The sequence below is a fragment of the Acinetobacter legionensis genome, assembly GCF_048552295.1.
Taxonomy (GTDB): domain Bacteria; phylum Pseudomonadota; class Gammaproteobacteria; order Pseudomonadales; family Moraxellaceae; genus Acinetobacter.
On sequence record NZ_JBIMCW010000001.1, the window covers coordinates 261,703 to 273,853 of the forward strand.

A 12,151-nucleotide genomic window follows, 5' to 3' on the forward strand; every position below is an offset into this window, starting at 1 on the left:
CAAATTGAAGAGGTCTAAATGAATACTGAAGCAATCCCAATGGAACAATCCATGACCACACCCAATTGCAAAGCATTATTTTTAGGCTTTATGAAACTTGGCCTCATGGGATTTGGTGGGGTACTCCCTCTCGCACATCGTTTAATTGTAGAAGATCAGAAATGGTTAACATCTGAAAAATTTACCGACTTGTTGGGTGTCTGCCAAATCTTACCCGGTGGAAATATTGTAAATATGGCAGTGGCAATTGGTTATGATTTTGCTGGTGTAAAAGGTGCGATGAGTGCGGTATTTGGTCTTATGCTGGCCCCGACCATTATTGTTATCTCGTTGTACCAGTTATACAGCAGTTTTCAAGATATCCCAATGGTGCAGCACATGATTCAAGGTTTAGCTGCCGCTGCTGCGGGTCTACTGTTTGCTACAGGTTTTAAGATGTTAAAACCAATCATGAAAAGTAAGCTGACCTATTTCACCATTATCTTGACCATTATTTTTATGCTGTTGATTAAATTGCCCTTGGCACTGACGCTGTTGATTTTAGTCACCGTGAATATGGCAGTTTTAGCATTTAATCAAACTAAAGTGACTCAGGAGTAAAATAAGATGTATGTTCTCATCGCACTGACTTTAGTGTTTACTCAACTGTCTTTATTGGCCTTTGGTGGCGGGAATGCCATCTTACCTGAAATGCAACATCAGGTGGTTGTGATTCACCAATGGATGACTGCTGAGCAATTCAGCTCTATGTTTGCAATGGCGCAAGCTGCACCCGGTCCCAACATGATGATTGTTCCTTTAGTGGGATGGCATGTCGCTGGGCCAATGGGACTGATCGTGACGTCTTTTGCGAAGTTTGGTCCGTCTTCAATCATCACCATTTATGCACTTAAATTTTGGAATAATTTTAAAAGTCATCCACTGCGGGCGAAATTTGAAAAGGCGTTAAAACCGATTACAGTCGGTTTGGTTTTAGTCAGTGCTTGGATTATTGCCCAAGCCTCTGCTCAAAATATTTTACTGATTGCAATCGTCGCCATCACCATTTGCCTAAGTCTGTTTAAGAACGTTCACCCAGTTTGGTTAATGGTGATTGGTGCTGGTACAGGTGCTTTAATTCTATAGATATTGATTAAGACCGCCTATACAGGTTCATTCATAAAAATTCAGACAAGACATCTTCCTCCCTCTAAGCAGTGCATCACACAAAGCAAAGAGGGAGAAAATTTATAATATAATATGAGATTTAAATCGCGACTGCTCTATATAGCTTAATTTATCTATTTTACTGCTGGTTTTCTAAATCACGTTCACGACAAGAAAGCTCATAATATTCTGCCGTTGGTAATGCTTTCAGTTTAAAACCATAATAATTACTGGCATCTGACTCTACTTTGCTTAACGAACACTGATTAGTTTTGGCAAATTGAGTCAAGAGTTTCATATCACTCTTTTTAGCTAAAACAGCTCCCCAGCCCTCACTGACACAACAACCAGCATACTGTGTCATATATTCGTCTGATAGGAGTGCAACTGTTTGCCCCATAAATTGAAGCGGTTTTTTTAATTTATATACATCATTATAGTCATTTCTTGAAATATCCGGTTTTTTATTGATTATCCCCTGCTTTTGCATCTTTTTAAAGCTCGGAAACTGTGCAGATGCCTCGCCCATTCCTCTATACACTGTTTCTTCTACTGCAGCATGGTTGCTCATAGCAGCAGTCGCGATCACTAAACCCAATAGATACTTTTTCATATTTTTCTCATTCATCACTGAATACAATTTTTATTACAGTTAAGTCTGTTAAATTAAGACTAAAGCCGTATAAATTCAACTTAAAACTGCAACTAGAGCATGCTATTTTACATGAAATAAATCATAAAATTTAAACAAAAGGTGTAAAAATGTCTAAACAAATTCTAATGTTAGTGGGTGATTATGTAGAAGATTATGAAGCCATGGTTCCTTTTCAGTTCCTCACTGGATTAGGCTATAGTGTTCATGCAGTCTGCCCTGATAAAAAAGCTGGCGATACAATTGCAACAGCGATTCATGATTTTGAAGGTGAGCAAACCTATAGCGAAAAACGTGGTCACAACTTTGCAATTAACTATGACTTTAACCAAGTCAACAGCGACAACTACGTAGGATTAGTGATTCCGGGTGGCCGTGCACCTGAATATTTACGTATGAATGACCGAGTAATTGAAATTGTTCGTGAATTTGATGCGATTAAAAAACCAATTGCCGCTGTTTGCCATGGCGCACAACTGCTTGCCGCAGCCGATGTATTAAAAGGACGCTTATGTTCCGCTTATCCTGCATGTGCCTCAGAAGTTAAACTAGCAGGCGGGCAATATGCAGATATTGCAGTCACTGAAGCAGTCACAGATGGACACCTGGTAACAGCGCCAGCATGGCCAGCACATCCTGCTTGGTTAGCCCAATTTGTTAAAGCGCTTGGTGCAACGATTACTTTATAAAATTTAAAACTGTCTAAGCTAAGTTTTCCGCTGAGAGAAAACTTAGCCTTATACAACAGTGAAACTTTAAAAATGTTTAGGCTACATAAAGACCTATCAATGTTGCGTTTTTTAACGCTGTATCTCAGCAAAGCGCTTTGCGCTGTGCAATAATTATTTATAGAATTTTATGTTCAAACAATAGGTTAGTATAAAAGTGGAAATCATTGAATTACTCCAACCCGTTACCTTAAATAAAGATAATTTAGAACCAATTACCATTAAAACAGGGACTTTATTAAAGGTACTGATGGTGAATCCATCCTCATATCTTGTTGGTGATGAGTCAGGTGTTTCGTTTCTAGTTAATTTCTCAGAAGAAAATCGACAATGGAAAAAGATATAAGCTTTCAATTCGGAATCAGGATAAGGCTCAGTCCATAATTAATCACTGTGATAAATAAAATATAGGTTTCATATTTTACAATTTATTAGTGTAAAATTACACTCAAACACAACCAATATTTGATAATTTATAAATCAAAATCATACACTTCAATTTAAAACCCCATCTAAATTTTGAATTTATATCATCCATAAAAAAGTTTAAAAATTATGTTTTATTTGTATCTTTTTGTATGTTAATTGATAATAATAATGATTCTTATTTACTAATTTCTATTCTTATGGACAATCTACGTAAACAAACGGCATTAAACATTGCAATAAAATCAATTCTTATTTGCAGCGCTATTTCCCATAGTGCTTTTGCACAAGAGCAAAAAAGTGATGAAGCGAATACTTCTGTACTCCCAACCATTACAGTTAAAGCAGATGCTCAGGATGAAAAAACTGAGGGAAGCGGAAGTTTTAAAGCAAAGTCCTCAAAAAGCTCATCAAAATTAAAATTATCTTTAAAAGAAACACCACAATCTGTAAGCGTGGTCACCCGTGAACAAATTGAACAACGCGGGCTGACCATTCTGGATGATGTTCTTGCCGCAACACCAGGTGTTACCGCCACTAAAAATGACAGTGAACGTTCTAACTACTATTCCCGTGGTTTTCAAATTACCAATAGGCAAATTGATGGTATGCCTGTAGGAGACAATGCTCCCCGCTTTGATAGTTTTTTCTTTGACCGAGTTGAAGTGATCAAAGGTGCTTCTGGCTTAACTGGTTCAACAGGCAGCCCTTCTGCAACCATCAATATGGTGCGTAAGCGTCCTGAAAAAGAGTTTAAGGGCAATGTCAGCTCAACTTATGGCTCATGGGACAATACCCGTGTTGAAGCAGATGTATCCATCCCACTGACTCAAGATGGCAGTGTCCGAAGTCGATTCATGGCAGCGTATACCGATAAAGAATCCTATATGGATCGTTATAAGCTCAAGTCAACAGCCGCAATGGGAATCATCAGTGCAGATTTAACCCCAACAACAACAGCCTCAGTAGGATTTCAATATCAAGACAACGATCCTAAAGGCTCAACGTGGGGAACAGTACCATATTTCAATGCTGATGGAAGCAAAGCAAATTTTCCGCGAAACTTTAGTTTATCTGCGGACTGGAGTTCAATTGCCAATACTGATAAAACCGTTTTTGCCGATCTTGAACATAATTTTGCCAATGACTGGCTGGTTAAAGCAGCGATTGCCCACAGTACCTCAGATAATAGTTGGATGGTGGCTTATGGTGGTAGTGGCTTTCCAGACCCAAAGACAGGGAAAGGCTTAAGTTTATGGACCAGTGTTAGCCCTTATGCTGAAAGTAAAAAGCTCAATATCGATTTGTATGCCACAGGACCATTTCAGTTGTTAAATCGCCAACATGATTTAATTATTGGCTATAGTGGTTTTAAAAGTGAAAGTACCTCATTGAGTGTAAAAAGCAATGTCGAGTATCCAGCAGCTATACCTGATTATCGTAATTGGACAGGTAATATTGCAAAACCAACCTATGAGAAAACCGGAGCTGGAAGTACCAATACCACAGAGCTTTACGGGGTATATTCGACTTTACGTTTAAATCTAGCTGACCCGCTTAAGTTAATTTTGGGCGCACGTTATAGCTCATATGACTATAAAGTTAACAAGTGGGATCCTAATGCCCCAGTTTCTCCTACAAAGCCACGTAACTTTGATCAATTGGTGCCTTATGCAGGGATTTTGTACGATATTAATGATACTTATACGGCCTACACCAGCTACACCAATGTATTTAATCCATCCACTAGACGAGATCGTTTCGGCGATTATCTAGACCCTGAAATGGGAAGCACCACTGAGCTAGGGATTAAAGCAGATCTATTGGATGGTAAGTTATTGACCAGTGCTGCTTTATTTTGGTCAAGTGTCAAAGACCTTGCGGTAGAAGATGTTGAATATCGTGAAGGTGTAAAAAATGGCACTATTCCAAAAGTAGATGAGATGGATACTGCATATATATCATCGGGCAAAGGACTGAAAGTTAATGGGTTTGAGTTAGAAGCCATAGGAAAGATACAGGAAAATTGGAATGTTAGTTTCGGCTATACCTATGTCAATAGTGTAAGTTCTGCAAACGCCAATGCTCTAAGCAATATTCCTCAAAACCAAGTAAAGTTATTTAGTAGTATTACTCTTCCAGAAAATCTTTGGACAGGTTCAGAAAAGCTAACATTAGGTGGTGGATTGAATTGGCAAAGTGAAATCTCACAAAAATGGGGGGGAGCTCCTGCAAATGCCTATAACGGTGGTGTAGTCACACAAAAGGCCTATGTATTGGCCAATGCTTTTGCCAGTTATAAGTTAAGTGATGAGCTGACTGCAAGTGTGAATATCAACAACTTATTTGATGAAAAATACTATTTAAATGTAGGTTTCTATAATGGTGTTTATTGGGGAGAACCACGGAATGTGACTTTCACCTTAAGAGCGAAATTTTAATAAAATATAAAGCCAAGCATGAGCATATGATTAAAAGCGCTCATGCTTGCAAGTATTCTCAGCGATGCTTTGGCTGAATTGAACGGATCATAATGAATTAATGGCTAATAATAGAATCAGTCCACCCACTAAAAGGATTTTCAAACTCTTGCCATTTTTCTGCGCCTAACGCCATTTCATCATCGTTTAATAAACAATTATCAAATTGACGAATAAGTTCAGATTGATCCATCTGCATCCCAATCAACACGATTTCTTGTCGTGCATCACCTGTTTGAGCATCCCAGCTTTGTTGAATTGCATCTCGACTTTGTTGATCCGTAGGCCAATGTTCGTCTGGCACTGCTGCCCACCAATATCCAGCAACACCATGGCGTGCCATCGCCCCTGCTTGAGACCAAGATCCAGCAAACTCGGGATTTGAGGCTAACCAAAAAAAGCCTTTGGAACGGATTACGCCTTTCCATTCGGAGTTGATAAAATCAAAAAACCGTTGTGGGTGAAAAGGTCTGCGCGCTCGATAAACAAAATTATTGATTCCATATTGCTCTGTTTCAGGCGTATGCTCACCTCTTAATTCCTTTAACCAACCCGGAGCTTGTGCCGCTTCGTTAAAATCAAATAGCTGGGTATTTAACACCCGATCAAGATTCACCTTGCCAAACGCAGAAACTTCAATTTTTGCTCTTGGGTTTAAAGACTGCAAAATTCCAAATAATTTTTCCAGCTCGTCTTGATCAATCAAATCTGTTTTATTCAATACAATCACGTCACAAAACTCAATTTGATCAATCAGTAGATCAACAACATTTCGCTCATCTTGTTCACCTAATGATTCACCGCGCGCTTGTAAGCTATCCAGCGAACTATAATCTTTTAAAAAGTTATAAGCATCGACCACAGTCACCATTGTATCTAAGCGGGCAAACTCATTGAGAGAAATCCCATTTTCATCTTCAAAGGTAAACGTCTCTGCAACAGGGAGTGGTTCAGAGATCCCTGTAGATTCAATCACCAATTGATCAAAGCGCTGATCCTGTGCTAAACGACGTACTTCAACCAGTAGGTCTTCTCTTAAAGTACAACAAATACAACCATTACTCATTTCAACTAACTTTTCATCCGTTCTTGAAAGCTCAGCACCGCCCTCTCGAACTAAAGCGGCATCAATATTGACCTCCGACATATCATTCACAATCACTGCAATTTTTCGGTCTTCACGATTGTTTAAGATATGATTGAGTAAGGTGGTCTTTCCAGCCCCTAAGAATCCAGAAAGCACGGTGACGGGAAGTTTTTGCGGAGTGGCTAAAAGAGTATTCATTGGCATTCTCACTTTATATTTTTGTGTTTTCATATCGAGATCGACATGAAAATACTGACTGAATAACTCCAAACAGATCGCTTTAGAGTTAAATTTTAGCTGTGCTTGCACATACATTTTCAACACTGCAATTTGATGATTCGGTTTTAATCATTCGGTGATGATTACAGCGTTTTTCCAGATCCTATAAATCTAAGCTGAGGATTGAAAAACATCAGGATTAAGATTATTTAATAGCGGATAAACATGTGTCGCTTGAATTTCTCGTATTAAAAGTTGTCTGATGTCACGGATGAAATTTGACTTCATGGCGATTCACTCACTTTTTTATTGTTGCCAATTAAAGCGTTATTGATACATGGTGATGAGCTATAGCGATGGTCTGCACCCCAAGTACGAAAACCTGCACTATCAATATGAATCTGTCCTGATGCATAGACGCCTAAGCCCATGTGAAGTTCCTCACCAGAATCCAGCCAAAATTGACATAATTTTGCTTTGCGCTCTTGAATCATCAGCTGTTGGTTTAAGTCCGGATTTTCATCACCGATACGAAAATCTAATGCGGCATTAAAAATATGTTTGGAGGAAGCAGCGCCTTTTGCACACTGATTAAGCTTGAAATTTCGATAGACAGAAGTCACGCTAAACTGGGTTAAAATTTTTTCATCCACAAGAAGATTTAAAATTTTTAATGTTGGCACAATATTGCCCCACAGCTCTTGTGGCGGAACTTCAAATTCAGATGCATCACATTGTTGCCAATCTCTGGCTGTTTGTAAAAATTCAAAAATAGGAACATAAGCAGAAATACCTTGTTGCTTTAAAAAGCGCTGATAAGCCTGAACGCTTTCAGCATTTGTCGGCTCACTGAGCCATTTTAAATAAGCAGGCGGCAGATTTTTCTCTTGTTTTAAAATACCTTGCTGCTGAGGAAAGTCTGCTTTTAATGGCACTTGTGGTGACGTTTGCTGAACTGTACGCATAGCATGCATTGTATTTGAGTTATTTTGACTACATGCAGAAAGGCAGAGTATGAATCCGATCAAATATTTTTTGTTCATCTCAATTTGCAATGATCTCATAGCGTAAATTTAACTCAGATGAGTAGTGTTGATTAATATTGTTATGTTATAACATAACAATATCTATTTCAACTTAAGCTATTCCCCCTATGAATCTTGTTCTTCCAGATGTTTCTGCTGAATCCTCACTCACAAGAAGCTATCACTACCCGCTCGATTGGGTCGGTATGGAAAAAATCGCGCTTCCGCTTTATCTAGAAAATAGTCTTTGTCAAAGCCAAGTGAATGCTTATGTCAGTTTGGATGATGTGTTTGCCAAAGGTATTCATATGTCGCGCTTGTATACGCGACTTTTGAAATTGAGCACGATCAAAAATCTAGCTCTACTTGATATTAAAGATGCTTTATTGGATTTCTTAGCCAGCCATAAAGATTTATCAGCACATGCCAAAATCGAAATTCATAGTGAGCTTTATATCGAGCGCCCTGCCTTAGTCAGCCAATTGTCTGGCTGGAAAAGCTATCCTTTTGTGTTGTCCTGTCAGCTTTTAAAAGATGATTTTTATGCTGAATTAAAAATCGAAATTCCCTATTCATCTACTTGTCCTTGTTCCGCAGCACTTGCCAGAAATATCATCCAACAAAGATTTGCAACCGCATTGGAAAATCATGAAATTCAGTTAGACCCGCAAGAAATCCTCAGTTGGCTAAATAGCACAGATGCAATTGCAGCAACGCCTCACAGCCAAAGAAGTTTTGCTCAGTTAAATTTCAAATTAGATCAAAACATTCAGTATATTCCACTGATTTTATTTATTAATCAGGCTGAACAAGCCTTGATGACACCCGTACAAACGGCGGTAAAACGTATTGATGAACAAGCCTTTGCTATTGCAAATGGTCAAAACCTGATGTTTTGTGAAGATGCCTTAAGACGCTTGTATACCACATTTATCCATCATCCCAGTATTCTAGGCTTTAACTTTAAGGTGATTCATGCGGAAAGTTTACATGCCCATGATGCAGTTGCTCAGGGTGCCTGGCAATGGTAATGCCTTATCTTCCCTCCCTCATTGTTTAACTTATTTAAAATGGTCTAGTCATGCTTAGAAAAAACCCATCTGGTGATCTCCCTGTTATAAATCAATCAGCCTATGTTGACCAAACCGCAATTATTTGTGGAAAAGTCATTATCCATGCCAATGTCTTTATTGGTCCTTATGCAGTGATCAGAGCAGATGAAACCAATGACGCAGGTGATATGGAACCCATCATTATTGGTGCAAATTCCAATATTCAAGATGGTGTCGTGATTCACTCCAAAGCCGGGGCAGCAGTGAGCATTGGTGAAAATTCTTCAATCGCACATCGCTCTATTATTCATGGTCCCTGTGAAATTGGACATCATGTTTTTGTTGGCTTTAACAGTGTGTTATTTAACTGCAAAGTGGGTCATCACAGCGCGATTCGTCACAATGCCGTGGTTGATGGTCGTGATTTACCCGATCATTTTTATGTACCTGCAATGAGTTATATCAACCCTAAAACTGATTTAAAGCAATTTCCACCCATTGATATTTCAATCAGTGAGTTTTCAGAAAGCGTTGTCAGCACCAATATCAAACTGGTTCAAGGCTATAAGGCATTGCACAATGAGTTTTAAAAATTCGCCCAATCTTATTATTCGTAATGCCAATATTGTCAATGAAGGCAAGCAGTATTATTCCGATGTACTGATTCGACATGGACGGATTGAAAAGATTCATCCTAATATTACAGGGGCTTATCCTGCGAAAAATATAGAGGCTGAAGGTTCGTGGCTAATTCCCGGCATGATTGATGACCAAGTTCATTTTAGAGATCCCGGCGCAGCGCATAAAGGCAATATTGCTTCGGAATCAACGGCAGCAACGATTGGTGGAATTACTAGCTACATGGATATGCCAAACACCAATCCAGCCACCTTAACTCTAGACGCTTTGACCCAGAAAAAGCAGATTGCAAAACAACATAGTCGGGCCAATTATGCTTTCCATTTTGGAGTCAGTGCGCATAATTTAGATATTATTGAACAACTTGATCCTAAATCTATCAGTGGTGTTAAAGTTTTTATGGGTGCTTCTACGGGTGATATGCTCGTCGATGACCCTAAAGTTTTGGAACGTTTATTTGCAAATGTTCCAACAGTTTTATTGACCCATTGCGAGTTTACCCCTGCCATTAAAGCGGAAGAAAATTTCTATTTTCAAAAATATGGGGAAAATATTCCAGCTGAAATTCATGCTCAGATTAGAAATAAACATGTTTGCTTTGAAAGCTCAAAATTAGCGGTATCTTTGGCCGAGAAATATGCCACACAGTTGCATGTTTTACATATCACCACCGCGAAAGAACTGTGTTTGTTTAAAAATCTGCCTTTAAATCGAAAACATATCACAGCAGAAGTGTGTATCCATCATCTCAGTTTTGATGATGCCGATTATGCTACTTTGGGTCACTTAATTAAATGTAATCCCGCCATTAAAACCCAGCAAGATAAAGATGCTTTGATTAATGCCCTTGCCAACAGTAATCGGTTGGATATTATTGGTACTGACCACGCACCACATACTTGGGATGAAAAACATCAATCATATTTTTATGCCCCTTCTGGCCTACCTTTAGTACAACATGCGTTGCCTGCACTGATGGAGCTAGTTGCAGCAGGTAACCTGAGTATTGAAACACTGGTTCAAAAAACTGCTCATCAAGTGGCAGACTTATTTAGGATCAAAGACCGTGGTTATATTCGAGAAGGTTACTGGGCTGATTTAGTGATTCTTAAAGAAAATCAACAGCACATTGCAGTGAAAGATCAAAAAAACTATATGAAATGCAATTGGACACCATTTATACATAAAACACTTGCTTATGAAGTCAGCACTACAATTGTTTCTGGACAACTTGCTTGGCATCAACAACAACTGTTTTTGAATTGTCAGGGACAGCAACTAGAAATTGACCGTTAAATTAGCAAATAAAAATTACTGACGTGGTTTTTATCTAAGTTAAGGATGCCCAATTGTCTGGACTTATTAAGTGTTTAAGTTGCTTGATTTTCTAAAGCATCGATGATGGCTAAAGCCGTACGACGTGCAGAAAATGGATTTTGTCCTGTGATTAAGTTTTTATCTCTTACCACATAAGGTGCGAAGGGAATAACTCTCTTATCATAATTTGCACCATGTTCTTTGGCCAAATTTTCTGCATTATAAGGAACAATTTTTGCAACTCCTGCAACGACTTCCTCAAGCCATGCAAAACCCGTCAACTTCTTACCATCAATCAGATATTGACCATTTGAAAGTCGTACATTGAGCAGCCCACAATAGCCATGGCATACACTGGAAACAATAGCGCCTTTTTCATAAATATTTTTAGTGATTTCTTGTAGCTCAGGATTGTCTAAGAAGTCCCACATCACCCCATGACCACCAGTATAGTAAATCACATCATAATCTTGCCAATTGATCTCTGAAGGCTTTTTGGTATTCTCAAGAAGCCGCATAAATCCTGGATCATTTTTCCGTTTTAATACCGATTCATCGGTAACAAAACGTTCTAACGATTTTGGCTCAATAGGAGAGTTTCCACCTAAAGGACTAACAATATCTTGAATATAATTGTACTTTTCGAACTCATCATAAGCATGGGTTAATTCACCTAACCATAATCCTGTAGGTCGCTTTATCTGATTATATTCAGCGATGTTCGTCACAATGTGTAATATACGTTTCGACATGATTAGCCTCAGCTTTTAAGTTATTTCTGATCTTTCTTTTAGCTTACTATAAGCCTAAAGTTAACTTTAATGTCAAGTGGAAATCAGTAAAATGAATCTTAGCGAGTTATCCAAACAGAGTGATTTGAGTACCCCAACAGTTCGTTATTATGAACAAATCAAAATATTTCCTAAAGCAAAACGTAAATCTAATGCTTAATATAAATATAGCGACAATGACCTAAAACAATTATTTCTAATTTAGCAAACTCAACAAGTTGAATTTTCATTGACTAAAATCAAAGCTTACCTGCCTTCAAATGTAGGCAAATGGAATCAGGATATTCTAATTGGATTACTCGAAAGTAAAATCAAAGACATTGAAGATCTAGAACAAAAGTTGTTGATCAGTAAGCAAAACCTAGGTAGCATGATCACTGCAATCAATAGTAAGCCTGACGAAATCGCCTGTGAAGAAAACGCCAACCGTTTACTGAATCTCTATTATGCCAATGATAAATGTTAAAAATTTCCATGTTATCGGAAAATCATAAAAGCGATTGAGCTTAAATCTCACTTTAAGCTCAGGATTGTGCATAGGTCATTGATATGTGATCTATGATTTTCAAATATTGAAGTCTGCAAAACT

12 protein-coding genes and 1 pseudogene are annotated in these 12,151 nt (G+C 38.3%); 9 read left to right on the plus strand and 4 right to left on the minus strand.

Going from position 1 to position 12,151, the window contains the following annotated elements:
• Positions 1-18 precede the first annotated feature (18 nt).
• Together ACG916_RS01175 and ACG916_RS01180 are read left to right on the plus strand one after the other, a co-directional pair.
• Positions 19-600, plus strand: coding sequence for a chromate transporter (locus ACG916_RS01175; protein ID WP_419327129.1), 582 nt, complete (start codon positions 19-21; stop codon positions 598-600).
• Positions 601-606: 6 nt separating this feature from the next.
• Positions 607-1,125, plus strand: a complete 519-nt coding sequence (locus ACG916_RS01180) for a chromate transporter (protein WP_004823357.1) — start codon at positions 607-609, stop codon at positions 1,123-1,125.
• 160 nt (positions 1,126-1,285) lie between these two features.
• Here ACG916_RS01180 and ACG916_RS01185 read toward each other — a convergent pair whose 3' ends face one another.
• Entirely contained in the window at positions 1,286-1,759 is a 474-nt protein-coding gene (locus ACG916_RS01185; RefSeq protein WP_336951874.1) for a hypothetical protein, read from the minus strand.
• A gap of 149 nt (positions 1,760-1,908) precedes the next feature.
• Here ACG916_RS01185 and ACG916_RS01190 point away from each other — a divergent pair, with 149 nt between their 5' ends.
• The 3 genes from ACG916_RS01190 to ACG916_RS01200 all read left to right on the plus strand — a co-directional run bounded on the left by ACG916_RS01190 (position 1,909) and on the right by ACG916_RS01200 (position 5,393).
• Complete coding sequence (locus tag ACG916_RS01190; RefSeq protein ID WP_419327128.1) at positions 1,909-2,487, plus strand: DJ-1/PfpI family protein; 579 nt, start codon at positions 1,909-1,911, stop codon at positions 2,485-2,487.
• A gap of 196 nt (positions 2,488-2,683) precedes the next feature.
• Positions 2,684-2,872 (plus strand): hypothetical protein, encoded by a 189-nt coding sequence (locus tag ACG916_RS01195; RefSeq protein ID WP_262086650.1) that lies wholly within the window; start codon positions 2,684-2,686, stop codon positions 2,870-2,872.
• A gap of 280 nt (positions 2,873-3,152) precedes the next feature.
• Positions 3,153-5,393 carry a TonB-dependent siderophore receptor gene (locus ACG916_RS01200; RefSeq protein ID WP_419327198.1) on the plus strand — a complete coding sequence of 747 codons (2,241 nt, stop codon included), beginning with the start codon at positions 3,153-3,155 and terminating at the stop codon, positions 5,391-5,393.
• A gap of 97 nt (positions 5,394-5,490) precedes the next feature.
• Here the strand turns inward: ACG916_RS01200 and zigA are convergent, their stop codons facing one another.
• Positions 5,491-6,717: a zinc metallochaperone GTPase ZigA gene (zigA, locus tag ACG916_RS01205; RefSeq protein WP_336952135.1), complete on the minus strand. Its 1,227-nt coding sequence runs from the start codon at positions 6,715-6,717 to the stop codon at positions 5,491-5,493.
• A gap of 305 nt (positions 6,718-7,022) precedes the next feature.
• Positions 7,023-7,781 carry a peptidase M15 gene (locus tag ACG916_RS01210; RefSeq protein WP_419327127.1) on the minus strand — a complete coding sequence of 253 codons (759 nt, stop codon included), beginning with the start codon at positions 7,779-7,781 and terminating at the stop codon, positions 7,023-7,025.
• A gap of 110 nt (positions 7,782-7,891) precedes the next feature.
• Here ACG916_RS01210 and folE2 point away from each other — a divergent pair, with 110 nt between their 5' ends.
• The 3 genes from folE2 to ACG916_RS01225 are packed head-to-tail and all read left to right on the plus strand — an operon-like array spanning position 7,892 to position 10,750.
• On the plus strand, positions 7,892-8,794 hold the full coding sequence (gene folE2, locus ACG916_RS01215; RefSeq protein WP_336951877.1) for a GTP cyclohydrolase FolE2: 903 nt from the start codon (positions 7,892-7,894) through the stop codon (positions 8,792-8,794).
• A 50-nt stretch (positions 8,795-8,844) separates the two neighbouring features.
• Positions 8,845-9,405: a gamma carbonic anhydrase family protein gene (locus ACG916_RS01220; protein ID WP_336951878.1), complete on the plus strand. Its 561-nt coding sequence runs from the start codon at positions 8,845-8,847 to the stop codon at positions 9,403-9,405.
• Positions 9,395-10,750 (plus strand): dihydroorotase, encoded by a 1,356-nt coding sequence (locus ACG916_RS01225; RefSeq protein WP_419327126.1) that lies wholly within the window; start codon positions 9,395-9,397, stop codon positions 10,748-10,750. Before ACG916_RS01220 ends, ACG916_RS01225 begins: the two co-directional genes overlap by 11 nt.
• Before the next feature lie 74 nt (positions 10,751-10,824).
• Here ACG916_RS01225 and ACG916_RS01230 read toward each other — a convergent pair whose 3' ends face one another.
• Positions 10,825-11,523 carry a type 1 glutamine amidotransferase domain-containing protein gene (locus tag ACG916_RS01230; protein ID WP_336951880.1) on the minus strand — a complete coding sequence of 233 codons (699 nt, stop codon included), beginning with the start codon at positions 11,521-11,523 and terminating at the stop codon, positions 10,825-10,827.
• A gap of 91 nt (positions 11,524-11,614) precedes the next feature.
• On the opposite strand from ACG916_RS01230, the pseudogene ACG916_RS01235 reads away from it, so the two are divergent.
• A pseudogene (locus ACG916_RS01235) lies at positions 11,615-12,028 on the plus strand (MerR family transcriptional regulator).
• The last annotated feature ends 123 nt before the right edge of the window (positions 12,029-12,151 follow it).